The organism is Larkinella rosea (genome assembly GCF_003858635.1).
GTDB lineage: Bacteria > Bacteroidota > Bacteroidia > Cytophagales > Spirosomataceae > Larkinella > Larkinella rosea.
This window is the reverse complement of the sequence record NZ_RQJO01000009.1, coordinates 1,223,565-1,239,853: the sequence shown is the minus strand read 5'-3', so window position 1 is coordinate 1,239,853 and position 16,289 is coordinate 1,223,565. Positions and strand designations below refer to the sequence as shown.

Below are 16,289 nucleotides of genomic sequence, written 5' to 3'. Positions count from 1 at the left end.
CACCACAAGTAAGTCCCGACGGTTTTGTCGAAAAAAGGCTTTTCCAAAATTTTACAAATAATCTTTAAGAAAGTGTGGGGTAAAATAATAAAACTTTGTCTTTGAATTAGAACATTTTAGATAAGTCCTCTGGCCGGGACAACCACTCGTATTGATCCGACATTGAAATGAGAAGCCCAAATGGACGCTTTCAATTTCTTTTCCGATCCCACAGCGGTTTTGACTGGCCAGCGCGCTTATTTCAGACTCAACAACCGAGTTTTAACTAGTTGATTGGTGGCCTGATCGATCCGATCCATTTAACCGTACGTTAGGATAAAAGATAAGATGCGGTTTGTGCAATGGATGGAATGGGTTTTAAATCCCGTCGAACTCACCGAAGATCTCAACTTATACCGCACGTAAATAACTGATAAACCGATGAACCTAGCGGAGCAGGAAAGCGATGATTTTTCCATAGGGAAAGACATATTCGGTGTTTCGGCAGAGACTAAAATTTTTTCTGACGAATACTTTATCAAGGCTTGCTTCGATAAATCACCCAAAGAAGGATTTGAATTACTCTTTCGTAAATATTATACGAATTTGTGTAATCACGCGATCCGGTATGTTTATGCAAAGGAAACGGCGGAAGATATCGTTGCGGAAGTTTTTACCAACTTCTGGAACAATAAAGTGTATGAACAAATCACATCATCCTATAAATCTTATTTATACATATCCGTCCGAAACAGAGCACATACTTGCCTGAAAATTGAATTAAATCGAAATACAACCTTTGAATCTAGCAGCGTAGAATTTCAGAATTACAACAATACGACGGTTTTGCGGCCCGACGAAATTACCCAGTTTCATGAGTTGAGTCAGAAACTGGATGCTGCCATTCAACGCCTGCCACAACAATCGAAGCGGGCGTTTCAACTGAATCGATTAGAAGGCAAAAAATACACGGAGGTCGCCCTCGAAATGCAACTGACCGTCAGCGCCGTCGAGCGCTTAATCAGCCGCGCTTTAGCTAAAATCAGAGAAGAATTAAAGTCCGATTATTTACTCGTATTTTCTCTAATGTATTTTATTCAGTAATAACCTAATTCTCAGCGCAATGAGATACACTTTCTGTTATAAACATCCAAGATGAACACATCATTAACGAAGAAGATCCTGTTCGATTATTTCGATGGAAGGAGTACATCCATCCAGCGAAAAATGATTGAAGAGTGGCTCGAAAATCCACACAACAATGAACTGTATTACCACTATCTGGATGAATGGGAACAGCAACACCCGCAGTATGTTTTTGATGCCGACCGGGGCCTGGAAAAAGTATACCTGAATATCAATAATCCACCCGCTGGCCTGATCGAAAGCAGTCCGGTTGAGAAAGAAATTAACTTTTTCCACTATAGTAAATGGCTGGCAGCCGCTTCTGTAATTCTGATTGCAACGTTTTTTGGCTGGTTTCAACTTCAAAAACCATCGCCTGTCACGTATAATAAACTGGTTAAAACCACGAAGAGTCAAACGGGCGAAATCTACGAAAAAGTAAATACAACTTCGCAGCCCATCCTGGTCAATTTGCCGGATAAAAGCTCAGTAATTTTACAGCCAAACAGTAAAATATGCTATTCGCCGAAGCAATATAACAAGACAAAACGAGAAGTTATTTTAGCGGGTGAAGCCTTTTTCGAAGTAAAGAAAAATGCGGATCGACCCTTTTTCGTGTATGCCAATGAATTAATTACCAAAGTATTAGGTACCAGCTTTTCGGTAACCAACCGGCAGGCCGGGTCCTCGATGGAGGTGATGGTTAAAACCGGAAGGGTTGCCATTTTTCTTCAGCACGACACCGATAAAAATCAAAAAATAACCGCCCATTCGCTTGACGGATTGATCTTAAATGCCAACGAAAAAGTAAAAGTAAACGGAAACGATTTTAAAATAGACAAACCAACCCTTATTACACCGGAGCAACTCAGACTCCCTATCCAAAAACTGACCTTCAATTTTGACGAAGCTCCCGCTAGCGAAGTGTTAGCGGAATTGAAAAAAGCGTATGCCATTGACATAGTTTTCGATCAGGAAAAGCTTGCCAAATGTCGTCTAACTGCTCATCTTTCAGATGAACCTTTGCTGGAAAAACTCGAATTGATCTGCTCGGCTCTGGAAGCCACTTATAAAGAAGTGGACAATAAAATAATTCTGAATTCAAAAGGCTGTCTTTGATGAATCAGCCTTTGGTCGACGTTTGCGATGTTTTTCTTGCCGGTGACTCATTCGGCAAGTGTTCTCTGGACTTGTACCGTTTTCCTAAACCCAATTAAACCCGCTTATAATCCATGAAAAAAAGTATACGATTTTTCAAAATCCCGCCGAAAACCCTGCGAATACTTCTTTCCCAACTTTTGCTTTCACTGTTGTTTTTTGGCATTTCAGTCGCTCATGATGGTTATGGCCAGGAATTGCTTAATCGGCGGATTAGTTTGAAAGTAGAAAACCAGCCGGTCAAAAAGGTCCTGATTGAAATCGAAAAATCGGCCGAAATCCGATTCGTTTATAGCTCCAACCTGATTCGGTCTGAACGAAAAATAACCCTGGATCTGGATAATTCAACCCTGGGTACGGTTTTGGAAAACGTCTTAAAACCGCTCCAGTTGGAATACCGGGTTTTGGGAAAACAAATCGTTCTGAATCGGGCCGAACCTAAAACGGGATTTATTCAGAATGCGTCAACGGTTTTACCCGTGGCCAGTTCGGTCGACATTCCGGTAAAAGGAAGTGTTAAAGATGAAAAAGGCGAGGCAATCATTGGCGCCAGTATCATCATAAAAGGAACAAACCGAGGCACAACCACCGCTGCGGATGGAAGTTTTTCGCTGTCCGTCGACAATCCGGGTTCTGCGTTGATCTTCAGTTTTATCGGCTATGAGACCCAAAATATTGAAGTCGGTAACCGGACCAATTTTGACATTGTTTTAATGGCCGATTTAAAACAACTGGAAGAGATTGTCGTAGTCGGTTACGGCGAAATCAAAAAAACGGATTTGACGGGAGCGGTTGCGTCGGTTCAGTCGAAAGACATTGTCCGGGCCAATCCTGTCGTGGCCGCCCGGGCTATTCAGGGCCAGGTTGCGGGGGCCACGGTCACCAAATCGAGCAATAAACCGGGAGCCGGTTATTCCATTACCATTCGGGGTGAAAACACCATCAACAATTCAACCGAGCCTTTGGTGGTCATCGACGGATTGATTGGGGGTGACCTGAACAACCTGAATCCCAACGACATTCAATCGATGGACGTCCTGAAAGATGCCTCCTCGACGGCCATTTATGGGGCCCGGGGCGCGAATGGAGTCGTGATCGTTACCACCAAAAAGGGCCTGTCGGGCAAGCCGCGCGTCAGTTATGACAGCTACATTGGCGTAAAAACGCCCGCCCATATTCCCCGACTGATGAATGCCCAGGAGTTTTACAAAGCGACGTATACCGATCGCGTGCTGGAAGGGTCTACGGGCGCCACGTTTACGGCCGCCGAACTGGACAATATAAAAAGCGGCCGAACCACCGACTGGGTCGATCTCATTACCCGCCCAGGCCTTCAGACCAGCCAGAATCTCAGCGTATCGGGAGGTAGTGAAAAGACAACCTACCGGTTTTCAGGCGGTTATCTGAACGAAAACGGAAACGTGCTGTACACCGGTTTTAAGCGCTATAACCTGAATGCCGGTCTGGATAGTAAGCTGGGCGAGCGGGTTAAGGTTGGATTTACCTCCTATTTAACCTACAGCAACCAGAACGTCGGTTCGCAGGAATCGTTGCGGGGGGCCTACCGCGCCCGCCCCACCGGAACCGTCAACTTCTCCGACCTGGCTAATCCTTCCGAAAACTCGGATTTCAACATCGGCGGGTATGCGTACTGGATGGGGATCAACGACAAGCAGGTGCCTAACCCGCTGGTAGACGTCGATCCGGTCAATTCCAAACTGCAAACGACGGTTCTGAATGCGCTGGGAAACGCGTATGCGGAAGTGGCGATTGTAAAAGGGTTGACATTTCGTTCCTCGCTTTCAGCCTCTTACGGCACCACCAAAATTGGTGACTTCCGGGGGCAATGGTCTAAGTCACAGATCGGTACCAAACCCCGGGCGCAGTATGATAACCGGACGATGGGCAATTACACCCTCGATAACATCATCAATTATAACCTGGACCTGGGCAAACATAAACTGGCTGTAACGGGCTTACAAAGTGCGTTTTATCAGCGCAACGAAACCTACACCATTGCCGCCAAAGACCTGCCCTATGCCTCGGACTGGTTTGCGCTGTCGACCGGAACTGTTACCGGGTATGCCAGTTCCCTCACCGAACGGTCGCTGCTGTCGTTCATGGGGCGCATTAATTATACGTTCAACGACAAGTATATGCTGACCGTAACCGGTCGTTCGGATGGGGCATCTCAACTGGCCGAGGGCAACAAATGGGCATTTTTTCCCTCCGTTGCGTTCGCCTGGCGGCTGGGCGATGAGCCTTTTATCAATGACCTCCACGTGTTTTCGAACCTGAAGATGCGGTTAAGTTACGGACAGGTGGGCAACTCGACAGTAAATCCCTACAGTACACAGGCCAGCCTGATTAATACGGGCTACGATTTCGACGGAACGGCGGCCTACGGTTTTGCACCGGCCAATCTGGCCAACAAAGACCTGAAATGGGAACGCAGCAAAGAGCTGAACCTGGGACTCGATTTTGGCTTTTTTAAAAACCGCATTGCCGCATCGCTGGAACTGTATAACCGCAAAACCGTCGACCTGATTCTGAACCAGAAAATCCCCACCGTTACGGGCTTTAACCAGGTGGTTTCCAATGTGGGTGTTATTCAAAACCGGGGGATTGAACTCACCCTCAACACCGTAAACATTACGAATCAGGACTTTAACTGGAACAGCACCCTTGCCTTCACCCTAAACCGGAATAAGCTGCTGTCGTTATACGGGAACGGACAGACGGCTGACAAAGGGAATAAACTTTTCGTCGGTTCACCGATTAAATCCAATTTTGACTACCAGTTCGCAGGAATCTGGCAAACGGCCGACAAAGAACTGGCGGCCAAATACAAGCAGGAACCCGGTTCGGTTCGCGTGGTGGACCAGAACAACGACGGGCAAATTTCCTCGACCGACGCCATCGACGACCGGGTCATTCTGGGCACGCAGCTTCCCAACTGGATTCTGGGCGTCACCAACCGGTTTAAATACAAAAGCTTCGACTTTTCATTCTTTACATACTATCGGAACGGGGTGCAGTACAGCAACAACACGCTGGCCGGAACCTTCGGCGAAATGAACAGCACCCGGTACAACAAGCTGGCTTCGCTCGATTACTGGCGCAGTGATAATCCTTCCAATACGTATTTCGGCGTGGTGGCTGCCAACCCGTATCGGAGCGCCATCAACTATCAGGATGCCAGCTTCTTACGTATTTCGGATATCACGTTGGGCTTTACCCTGCCCAGAAAGTTGCTCGATAGCTGGAAAGTCGCGAACGCCCGGGTTTACGGGCAAGTTCTGAACCCAATTGTCATTACCAAATTCACCGGATTTGATCCTGAATTCAACTCGTCCATTTACCAGGATGATGTTCCGTCGGCGGTGTATACGCTGGGCATAAACCTCAGCTTCTAATCTTGTCCTAAATCTCAGTATAGAGCGATGAAATCACTACTTAATAAATGGTTTACGACTTCCGCGATTGCATTCCTATGCACGGTTTTCGCGGGATGTAAAGAGGATTTTCTGATTGAAAAGCCCGTTACCAATCTAACAACCGACGTCTATTATGCCACCGAAGCGGGTTTTGAAGATTTAATCCGGGCCTGTTATCCGTTACTGCGCAACATCCATCAGAACCGCACTCTGGTTTTGAACGGGACGGACATTTTCTCCCAGGCCGGTTTTAGTGATCCCAAGTTTGCAACCTTGAATACGAGTCCGCTGGAGCAGTATGATGTCCGGCTGAATGCAACCCTGGGCGAATTACAAAGTTTGTGGACCTTGCTGTACGCCGAGATTGCCCGGACGAATACCGCACTGGGCCGGGCCGATGGCATCACCACGATGGTGCAGGCCACCAAAGACGCCCGCATTGGGGAAGCGAAGTTTTTACGGGCTCTGTGTTATTTCTACCTGGTGCAGCAATGGGGGGATGTGCCCATGCCGTTAAAAGAGACCACCACGGCCAGCAAAGAGGCCAAACGGGTTGCATCGGCCGAAATTTACAAACAGATTCTGGACGATTTAACGGATGCGGAAGCCAAGCTTCCGGTAACGGCGTCGAACTACGGACGAGCCACGAAAGGAGCCGCGCAGTTTCTGCTGGCCCGGGTCTATTTAACACGCGGCTGGAATTTCAAAAGTGCGCTGGGGGGCACGGCGGCCGATTTTGACCTGGCCCTTCAGTATGCCGACAAAATTATCGACGCCTATCCGCTGGCCGCAACCTACAGCGCCCTGTTCCCGACGCATACCGAAAATCCGCTGAAGCAATATACCGGAGCCCAGAACGACAAGAACGCGGAGATTGTCTTTGCGGTCCAATACAATACCGATGTGCTGACCAACAAAACCGATCCGGCCTTTACGCAGGATGTCGCCGGTGGAAGTAATCTGCACTCCGTTTTCGGGGGCAGTGGCGAAGGCTATCCCGGTACGAAAGGCCGGACCTCCGACTACAACCGGCATCAGCCGTTTCACATTACCAACCCGGCCGCGTACCGGTTTTTCGATCCGGACAACGATTCGCGGTACGACTGGAATTTTGTCGAAGTGGGCTATGCCCTGCAGGCGGTGGCCGGATTCAAGCCCTTGCCGACGGTTAACCCAAACCTCAAAATCGACATTAAAGCGGGAGATACGGTCGTTTATTTCCGTCCCTGGAACAAACCGGCGGTGGCCCAGGCCGACCGGGGGATCGATTACGGCGGCAAGAAGAATTACTCGGTCGTCAATCTGGAAGAATACGGTGGGGGCTACGGTTTCATCAATGGCAGTACGGTTAACGTGAGCGGTTTTCCCGGCGATTATCCCATGATGTGGAAGTTCTGGCAGCCCGGTATTACGTACGGCGACGCCTTTGGGACGCTCAATGAGATTGTGTTCCGTTCAGCCGAAGCGTATCTCATTGCCGCTGAGGCCATTGTAAAAGGGGCTAAAAACGGAAAACTCGGTGCGGCCGAGGTCTATTACAACAAAGTGCTGGATCGGGCGCTATCAAAAAAAGGGGTGGATCCGCTCTGTGCCAAGACCCCGGAAAATCTTAAATCACTGGAAACGGTTTCGTACCGGGCGACCGCGGCCAACATCTCAATCGACCTCATTCTGGATGAACGCGCCCGCGAACTTATGGGCGAGTACTCCCGCTGGTTTGACTTGAAACGGACGGGCAAACTGGTCGAACGGGTCAAAAAATACAATCCCTGGGCCGCCAAAAGTGCCGCCATCAGCGACAAGCATTACCTGAGGCCGATTCCGCAGGGCGAAATTGACCTGTCGTTCCCGGCCATGACCCAAAATGAAGGGTATTAAGCAATTGAGTGAATGTTTCATTGAGTTATTGAGCGAATTAGTGATTGAGTGAGTTATTGTAAAATTCGCTCAATCACTAATTCACTCAATCGCTCAATGATAAAAGTGAACTTTTATGCAGATTAAGCAGAAAACCTACCTCCTACTCTTCCTATTATTTCCGGCTACTCTACCATCGTTTGGACAGGCCAACTGGAAAGTTCTTTTTAACGGTTCCGATTTGAAAGGCTGGGTAAAGCGCAACGGAAACGCCGAGTATAAAATCGTCAACAAAGCCATTGTGGGCATTTCCCAGCTCAAGACGCCCAACTCGTTCCTCTGCACCGAGGAAACCTACGGCGATTTTGTGCTGGAAATGGAGGTAAAAGTCGACCCCGGTTTGAACTCTGGTATTCAGATCCGCAGCCTCAGCGATCCCGCCGTCATGAACGGGCGCGTGTACGGCTACCAGGTAGAAATCGACCCCGGCGACCGCGCCTGGAGTGGCGGCATTTACGACGAAGCCCGGAGCGGCTGGCTGTATCCGTTGTCAATCAATCCGAAAGGACAAAAAGCGTTTAAAAACGGGCAGTGGAACACCTACCACATCGAAGCCATCGGCCCGCATTTCAAAACCTGGATCAATGGCATTCCCTGCGCCGATGTCTGGGATGCCCAAACGGCTCGCGGCATCATTGCGCTACAGGTTCATCAGATCAAACGGGAAGAGCAAAACGGCCTGACGGTGCAGTGGCGCAACATCCGGATCGCGACCGAAAACCTCACCGAGGCCCTCTGGAAAGGAGGGGACGAGGTCCAGGAGGTAAGCTACTTGCCCAATCTGTTGACCGATCGTGAAAAGCGGCTGGGCTGGCGATTGCTCTGGGATGGCAAAACCTCTGCCGGTTGGAAACTGGCGAATGCCGACCATTTTCCGACGGCGGGCTGGGCCATGCAGGATGGCGTTCTGAAAGTATTGGGTTCTAAAAAAGACAGCCTGCGCAAAGGGGGTGATCTGGAAACCGTTCAGGAGTTCGCTAATTTTGAGCTGGAATTGGACTTCAAACTGACAACGGGGGCCAATAGTGGGGTAAAATACGTCGTGGTCGATGATCCCAAAAAACGCCCGGGGACGGGTGCCGGGCCGGAGTTTCAGATTCTGGACGACAAGGTTCATCCGGATGCCAAAGCGGGCGTAAATGGAAACCGCACGACGGCTTCGCTCTACGACCTGATCACGGCCGAAAACCTTTCGGAAGGCAGTACGGACAAACGGATGCGGCCTCCGGGCCAATGGAATCGCCTGCGGATTGTCGTACAGGGCGGCCACGTCGAGCATTGGCTCAACAACCTCAAAATGGTGGAGTACGACCGCTATTCGCAGATTTTCAGGAATCTGATCGCCAAGAGCAAGTACAACACCTATCCGAATTTTGCACAAGCTCCGGCCGGGCACATCCTGTTGCAGGACCACGGCGACGAAGTGCAGTTTCGGAGCCTGAAAATCCGGGAGTTTTGAAGGCGGTTTTATATCGGTCGAACTAAACCGTCTGGATTCGAAAAGTTTCATCACCTTCCGTCACCAGGATGCTATGAAAAAGCTCGTAACCGAATGGTTTACGGAACGAGCGGTTTTGGCATGCTTTGACATCCTCTGCGAATGACATTACCACAAACGTTTCTTTGGTTAGGTCTGTTCCTCTTCGGCCGAACCGCCTTTGCCCAGTCAACCCGCGCGGTCTGGCTGGACGAACTGGCCATTAAATCCTTTTCGGAAGGCATTCCGGCGGTGTTGGGGAAAACCAATGCTGCGGGCGATTCGATGCGGATCGGCGGCTCGTATTACCGCCACGGTGTTGGGGTCAACTCAACGAGCATTCTGGCGTTTTGGCTGGACGGACACGCCAAAACCTTCAGTGCGCTGGTCGGAGTCGATGATCAGGGACAGAAAAACCTGCCCCACGTTTTCTACGTTATCGGCGACCGCAACATCCTGTTCGAAAGCCGGGTAATGCGCCGGGGTGATGTTGCCCAACCGGTTTCCGTAGACCTGACGGGCATTAAACGATTGGGATTGCTGGTGCGAGTGGTCGACGAAGGTCTGACCAAAGTATACTCCAATTGGGCGGATGCGCAGTTCGTGATGCTCGATAATCACCAGCCAAAGACCATTCCAAACACGGATGAACGCTACATTCTGACGCCTTCCGCGCCCCAGACACCCCGCATCAATTCGCCCGGCGTCGTGGGTGCCACACCTCATAACCCGGTTCTGTATACTATTGCGGCTTCCGGCGAACGCCCGATGTCGTTTGCGGTGAACGGTTTGCCGGCCGGTCTGTCGCTCGACGCAAAAACCGGCATCATTACCGGCCAGGTGGCTAAACGGGGCACGTATCCGGTGACCTTACACGCCAAAAACGCGCTGGGAGAAGCAACGAAAATGCTGAAAATCAACATTGGAGATACCATTTCCCTGACCCCACCCATCGGGTGGAACGGCTGGAACTCCTGGGCACGCAACATCGATCAGGGAAAGGTGATGGCTTCGGCTGATGCGATGGTCAGGATGGGGTTGAGCGACCACGGCTGGAGCTACATCAACATCGACGACGCCTGGCAGGGCAAGCGCGGAGGTCCGTTCAACGCCATTCAGCCGAACGCGAAATTTCCCCGGTTCAAGGAGATGGTGGATTACATTCACGCGCTGGGCCTGAAAGCGGGGATTTACTCCACGCCCATGATCACCAGTTACGCGGGGTACACCGGCGGTTCGTCGGATTTTGCAGATGGCCACCTGACGGATTCCATTGTCGCCAATAAACGGGCCTTTCGGTACGTGGGCAACTACCGGTTTGAAACCAACGACGCCCGTCAGTTTGCCGAATGGGGCATCGACTACCTCAAATACGACTGGCGCATTGAAGTCCCATCGGCAGAGCGGATGTCGGCTGCCCTGAAGCAATCAGGCCGGGATATTCACTACAGCATTTCCAATTCGGCTCCTTTCGCGAGCGTCACAGACTGGGTTCGGCTGACCAACAGCTACCGAACCGGCCCCGACATCCGCGATAGCTGGAATAGCCTGTTCGTATCGGCTTTTACGCTCGACAAATGGGCGCCGTATGGAGGCCCCGGCCACTGGAACGACCCCGACATGATGATTGTCGGCAACGTCACAACCGGCTCCGAAATACACCCCACCCGCCTGACGCCCGACGAACAATACAGCCATGTGAGTTTGTTCAGCCTGCTGGCGGCCCCCTTGCTCATCGGCTGCCCCATTGAGCAACTGGATGCTTTCACCCTGAATTTGCTCACCAACGACGAAGTTATCGCCATCAATCAGGACCCACTGGGCAAATCGGCCCGGCTGGTGCAGGAAACGGACGGTATTCAGGTCTGGCTAAAACCGCTGGAAGATGGATCGTACGCCGTTGGGCTTTTCAACGTGGGTAATTTCGGCAAAACGCCCCAATCGTATTTCCGCTGGGGCGACGAAACCGCCACATCGTTCACTTTTGATTTCACGAAGGTTCATCTGAAAAACCGCTATGCACTTCGGGATGTATGGCGGCAAAAAAACCTGGGTCCCTATACCGGGACATTCCATACCGCCATTCGTCACCACGGTGTTGTGCTGCTGCGGATGTTTCCGGAAAAATAAATCGACAACACGTATGACGACAAAAAGACCAGTCAAACGAGCAGTTACCTTTTTCTTCGCGTTTTCGGCCTTCCTGGCGGGGTTCCGGTTTATTTCTTCGGATGGTCCCCGCTTTTCGCCGACCGATTATGTCGTAGAAGACGGTTTTAAATTGAATTTGATTGCTTCTGAGCCGTTTCTGAAAGCGCCCGTAACCCTGGACTTTGACAGCAAAGGCCGAATGTGGGTCGTCGAGATGATTGGCTATATGCCCAACCTCGAAGGCATCGGCGAGGACGAACTGAACGGCCGCATCACGATTCTGGAAGACCGCAACAAAGACGGCGTGGTGGATCAGTCGAAAGTCTTTTTGGATCAACTCGTTCTGCCCCGAGCACTGGCGCATGTCTACGGCGGACTGTTGTATGTGGATGGTCCCAAACTCTGGTTTGTTGAGATCGTAAACGACAAACCGGGCAGGAAAACCCTGGTTGATCCGGTTTATGCAGAAGGCGGCAACGTCGAACACTCGTCCAACGGCCTGATGATGAACATCGACAACTGGATTTACAATGCCAATTACCATTTCCGGTATCAGCTCAAAAACGGAAAATGGCGGAAAGAACCCACCTCGCCCCGGGGGCAATGGGGAATCACAAAAGACAATTTCGGGCGGCTCTATTACAATACCAATTCAACCAACTTACAGGGCGATTATGTGTTGCCCAATAAGGCCATCCGAAATAACTATTTCAAACCCACCATCGCCGAGCACCAGCGGTTGGCCAGTAACCGGGTGTTTCCGATCCATCAAACGTCCGTCAATCGGGGCTATCAGCCGGGTGTCCTGGACGAAAAAGGCTATTTGAAAGACGTTACGGCAGCTTGCGGACCGTTGGTGTATCGCGGTGGCGTTTTCCCAAAACCGTATGATCTGAATGCGTTTGTCTGCGTCCCCGAAGCCAACCTGATCAAGCGAAATATTCTGGATTTCAAGGGACTGCAAACGAGCGCCCGGCAGGCTGTAGAGGGCAAAGAATTTATTGCGTCCACCGACGAAGGGTTTCGCCCGGTCAATCTGTTCAATGGACCCGATGGCGCGATGTATATTGTCGATATGCACCGGGGCATTATTCAGCACAAGGCCTATATTTCGCAATACCTCACCGAGCAGTTGGGCACTAAAAAACTGGATACCCTGCAAAACGCCGGGCGCATTTTAAAAGTGACCAGCACTGCCACAAAACCGAATCCGGTACCTGATCTGTCGAAAGCGACCGGCAACGAACTGCTGGCTTTGCTGAGTCACCCCAACGGCTGGTTGCGAGACCTTTCGCAGCAATTGCTGATTCAAAAGAATGAGTTGTCGTTGGTTCCCCAATTGGTTGCGTTGGCCAAAACCGGAAATGAGTTCCTGACGGCGATTCACGCATTGTACGTACTCGAAGGGCTCAATGCCCTGACATTTGAAAACCTGAGCAGCATCATCGCCCAGTCGAAACAACCCGAAACCATTGCCCACGCGGTAGGACTCCTGGAGCGGTTTGCCACCCGGGAGCGGGTTCCTAAAATGAAGTCGATCTGTACGAATCTGATGGCGCAGAACAGTGAAACGATCGATCTCTATCTGGCGATGTCGCTGAATGCCTGGCTGAAGCTGTCGGACGCTGCGTTCCTGCCCGTTCTGTCAATCATCGAGAAAAAATACGCCACACAACCGGTTGTGCAGGAGGGAATTACCAGCGCACTGGCTGGAAAAGAAGAACAGTATCTGGCGTCGATGAATCCGACCGATTTGCTGAAGAACAACTTAACCCAGACCATCGGCAAGCGGCAGAAGAACGAAATGAATCCGATTTATGTGGTCGAAAAAAACGCCGTGGATAACCGGACCAAAGGATTAAAACTCTTCCGAAGCATTTGCGCGACCTGCCACGGGGCCGACGGCAAGGGGATTCCGGAGCTGGCGCCCCCCCTCAAAGGCTCCGAATACATCGATGGCTCGCTCAAGCGACTGGCGGCCATGATCCTGCACGGAGTCAGCGGCCCGATTCATGTCGACGGAAAATTGTACCAGCTCAACAACGAAATGCCCGCGCTGATCAACAACAAGGACGTCAGCGACCAGGACATTGCCGACATCATTCGCTTTACGCAGAATGCCTTTGCCAAAGTTGGGAAAGGTATTTCGGCCGAAGACGTGAAAAAAATGAGAAGCAAAAAGCCCGAAGGCAGTGGGGCGTTTACCGAAAAACAATTGCTGGAGTCGGATTTTGATAACTGATGAACCGGTGTTCGGCCCGGATCGCGGCCAACTAAACGAACCAAACTCATGAAAAACAGCAGTCTGTTGCTCTTCGTCCTTTTTATCGTGTATGCGGGCAACATAGCGGCCCAGACGGAAGCGGTTTTTTCAAAAAAATACACCTACGAAACGCTGTCGACTTACCAGAAAGGGCTGTTGGAAGATTTCCTGGCCGATGAAATCCCGGCGGGCAGATCCGTCGCCGATGTGCTGACCAATACGACCAGTTTACGAACCAAAACCCGGCTGGCCGAAGCCCTTTTGTTCCGCAATAAAACCGGGGATAAGGAAAAAGCCGCTGACATTCTGAGCTGGATTCTGAAAAACCAGCACCAGGACCCCAATACGAAGATTTACGGCATCTGGAAAACGTCCATCGACGCGGACAAATTTGACCAGAACTGGCGGGAATTTATTGGGAGCGATCTGATTATTATCCGTAAAAATTTCGGTCACTTGCTGCCAAAAGAAATCGTAAAAGACATCGAATCGGGTCTGATTCACGCGGCAAAGGGCGCCCTCAAACGCAACGTCGGGGCCGATTACACCAACATTTCGATGATGAGTTCTTTTTTGATGGAGTACGTCGGCACCGAATTCAAGATTGATGAACTGAAGCAGGCAGGTATCAAAAAAGCGCACGACGTTTTCAATCTGTACCAGCGGCACCACACGTTCAGCGAATACAACTCACCGACTTACTACGGTGTTACGCTGGTTGCGATTGCGTTATGGCGCGAACTGGCCTTTTCGTCCGACATGCGGCAGATGGGCCAAACCCTCGAACGGGAATTCTGGCATGAAGCCGCTACATTCTACAATGCGAACCTCAAAAACATGCCGGGGCCGTATTTCCGGGGCTACGGCATGGACATGCGAAAGTATCTGTCCATCATGGGAATCTGGATGGCGCTGGTGGTTGATAACGAAAAACAGGCTCCCATTCCATCCACCACCGACGCGCCGAAATACGGCGAAATGAGCAACCTCGCCCCTATTTTCAACCTGGGGCTGTCGATTCCGAAATCCGATATAGCCGCCATAAAGCGTTTTACAACCCCCCGGTTCATCAGCCGAAAAGTACCCAACACGTACGCCGGTGACAGCATCAAGCAGGTGACGGCGATGATCAACCGGGATTGGATGATGGGCGGTGTCCGGGGGATTCGGCGTTCCTGGAATCAGGTAAAAACCGGTACCATTCATTGGAAAACCGCCGACGGCGACATCGGCTGGCTGGTCGTTCCCGGCGATGGAACGACGAACGTCAGCGTCAGTAAAACCACCATGAGCCTATACCGCGCCGATGCCAAAGCCACAATCTTAAACTTGTTCGTGTATGCGCCCAACGCAACGACGAACGCCTTTTCTGATTCATCATGGGCGCTTTCATCCATGAAGCTGACCATCAAAACCGCCCTGAAACGAATAGCTACGGAACCGGTCGATCCGAAACAGCTGGAAAAGGATGTAGCGATTGCCGAAGCCTATCCGACCATCATCAAAGTCGTTTTTGAAATACCGCAAACCTGGGATTCCACAATGCCTTTACTCGAGATCACACCGGCTTATTTCTATTGACCGACCACCGATTGATGATTAGATAACCAGAACTTCGTTTACAGCTGAATTCACCGTCCTTGCCGCCAGTCGAAACCAGCCCCGTTGCAGTTTCGGTGTGATCGGTTGCTGCAAGCCATGGATTACCGTAATCCTTTCTCTTTCAACATTTGACCAATCCCATTCGCGATATCGATCGAAGCTTCGATTTCGACTTTCCGAATCGCGACGCTTTCGATGTTGAAGCCGAAGGGGATGGCGCGTTCCAGGCAATAGGCCGTCAATTCAGAGGCTATATCCAGAACTACCCTGACCGATTTTTCAAGAATATCGTCCGACTTTTTTAGCTCCTCCTTCAACTCATCCGGCACGTGAATTCCCAACCACTCCATAAACTGCAGTGTTTTGGCCGATCCACAGGCGGTAATCGTGAAAATGATCGTCGGGGGGGAGACCTGTTGCCGGTTACAACTCTGGGCCAAATCGTCGATCACCTGCCTGGCGTAGTCCAGATTGAAAACACATTGCGAAATGAAGTAAGATACCCCACAGCTCATCTTATCCAGCATTCTGACATCTTCATCGTTCAGCAATTTATGCCGTTCAGGAATGGTTACCGCACCGATAACGGAAGAATCCTGGTGCTTACTCCAGATCTTGTATGCCTCCGGAAGGCTGGTCTTTACCGGATAATCCGGCGCCGGAACGCCGACAAAAACCGGGTAGAACCGGTTTTCGTGCAATTCTTCCAGCCAGTCGGATAACTCCACGGCCGAAAATTTGCCGGCCGGTCGGTAGATTATTTTCGGGACAGTCAGCGCACTCAAATAACCGGAAGCATACACAAACGGGTCCAGCGCATTGATAAATGGAAAAGGGCGTTCTTCGGTTGTCCGCGCCGACTCATCCTGCACATCATAGACCACCAGGGCATCGATATCCAGGGCCGACAGGCGCTCCATCGTTTTTCCCGCAATTTCTGCAATGCGTTCGGGAGGAGTTCCGGCTTTGGGAGGAGTAATGCCGTAAAGCAGTACGCCTGATTCTCCGGATTTAATCTTATCTAGAAACATACTGGTACTACAATGAAGCCATCAGCTTCTTCATCGGTTTTATTGTTACGAACTAGTTGAATCATTCACCTTCAGGTTCGCGAAGGTTTGCCATTCAATCGCTTCTTTACGCACCGGAAAGAGATCTCGGTCAGCCGGGCAAAAAAGGA

Annotated in this window: 9 protein-coding genes; 8 read left to right on the top strand and 1 reads right to left on the bottom strand. The window is 50.7% G+C overall.

Going from position 1 to position 16,289, the window contains the following annotated elements:
* Nucleotides 1-420: 420 nt before the first annotated feature.
* From EHT25_RS20775 to EHT25_RS20740, 8 genes are all read left to right on the top strand, one after another.
* Nucleotides 421-1,083 carry an RNA polymerase sigma-70 factor gene (locus EHT25_RS20775; RefSeq protein WP_124877034.1) on the top strand — a complete coding sequence of 221 codons (663 nt, stop codon included), beginning with the start codon at nucleotides 421-423 and terminating at the stop codon, nucleotides 1,081-1,083.
* Nucleotides 1,084-1,134: 51 nt separating this feature from the next.
* On the top strand, nucleotides 1,135-2,223 hold the full coding sequence (locus tag EHT25_RS20770; protein WP_124877033.1) for a FecR family protein: 1,089 nt from the start codon (nucleotides 1,135-1,137) through the stop codon (nucleotides 2,221-2,223).
* 113 nt (nucleotides 2,224-2,336) lie between these two features.
* Nucleotides 2,337-5,678: a TonB-dependent receptor gene (locus EHT25_RS20765; protein WP_124877032.1), complete on the top strand. Its 3,342-nt coding sequence runs from the start codon at nucleotides 2,337-2,339 to the stop codon at nucleotides 5,676-5,678.
* A gap of 27 nt (nucleotides 5,679-5,705) precedes the next feature.
* Nucleotides 5,706-7,577, top strand: coding sequence for a RagB/SusD family nutrient uptake outer membrane protein (locus tag EHT25_RS20760; RefSeq protein WP_124877031.1), 1,872 nt, complete (start codon nucleotides 5,706-5,708; stop codon nucleotides 7,575-7,577).
* Nucleotides 7,578-7,692: 115 nt separating this feature from the next.
* Nucleotides 7,693-9,075: a 3-keto-disaccharide hydrolase gene (locus tag EHT25_RS20755; protein WP_124877030.1), complete on the top strand. Its 1,383-nt coding sequence runs from the start codon at nucleotides 7,693-7,695 to the stop codon at nucleotides 9,073-9,075.
* 141 nt (nucleotides 9,076-9,216) lie between these two features.
* Nucleotides 9,217-11,223, top strand: coding sequence for an NPCBM/NEW2 domain-containing protein (locus tag EHT25_RS20750; protein ID WP_124877029.1), 2,007 nt, complete (start codon nucleotides 9,217-9,219; stop codon nucleotides 11,221-11,223).
* 13 nt (nucleotides 11,224-11,236) lie between these two features.
* On the top strand, nucleotides 11,237-13,486 hold the full coding sequence (locus EHT25_RS20745; protein ID WP_124877028.1) for a DUF7133 domain-containing protein: 2,250 nt from the start codon (nucleotides 11,237-11,239) through the stop codon (nucleotides 13,484-13,486).
* Between the two features lie 48 nt (nucleotides 13,487-13,534).
* A complete protein-coding gene (locus EHT25_RS20740) occupies nucleotides 13,535-15,088 on the top strand; it encodes a DUF8769 domain-containing protein (RefSeq protein WP_124877027.1) in 1,554 nt (517 codons plus the stop codon).
* 122 nt (nucleotides 15,089-15,210) lie between these two features.
* Here the strand turns inward: EHT25_RS20740 and EHT25_RS20735 are convergent, their stop codons facing one another.
* Complete coding sequence (locus EHT25_RS20735; RefSeq protein WP_124877026.1) at nucleotides 15,211-16,140, bottom strand: methylenetetrahydrofolate reductase; 930 nt, start codon at nucleotides 16,138-16,140, stop codon at nucleotides 15,211-15,213.
* Nucleotides 16,141-16,289: the final 149 nt, after the last annotated feature.

What these genes read in the sequence shown, in the direction of transcription:
- EHT25_RS20775 (WP_124877034.1), top strand. Translation starts at nt 421, where the DNA reads ATGAACCTAGCGGAGCAGGAAAGCGATGATTTTTCCATAGGGAAAGAC.
- EHT25_RS20770 (WP_124877033.1), top strand. Translation starts at nt 1,135, where the DNA reads ATGAACACATCATTAACGAAGAAGATCCTGTTCGATTATTTCGATGGA.
- EHT25_RS20765 (WP_124877032.1), top strand. Translation starts at nt 2,337, where the DNA reads ATGAAAAAAAGTATACGATTTTTCAAAATCCCGCCGAAAACCCTGCGA.
- EHT25_RS20760 (WP_124877031.1), top strand. Translation starts at nt 5,706, where the DNA reads ATGAAATCACTACTTAATAAATGGTTTACGACTTCCGCGATTGCATTC.
- EHT25_RS20755 (WP_124877030.1), top strand. Translation starts at nt 7,693, where the DNA reads ATGCAGATTAAGCAGAAAACCTACCTCCTACTCTTCCTATTATTTCCG.
- EHT25_RS20750 (WP_124877029.1), top strand. Translation starts at nt 9,217, where the DNA reads ATGACATTACCACAAACGTTTCTTTGGTTAGGTCTGTTCCTCTTCGGC.
- EHT25_RS20745 (WP_124877028.1), top strand. Translation starts at nt 11,237, where the DNA reads ATGACGACAAAAAGACCAGTCAAACGAGCAGTTACCTTTTTCTTCGCG.
- EHT25_RS20740 (WP_124877027.1), top strand. Translation starts at nt 13,535, where the DNA reads ATGAAAAACAGCAGTCTGTTGCTCTTCGTCCTTTTTATCGTGTATGCG.
- EHT25_RS20735 (WP_124877026.1), bottom strand. Translation starts at nt 16,140, where the DNA reads ATGTTTCTAGATAAGATTAAATCCGGAGAATCAGGCGTACTGCTTTAC.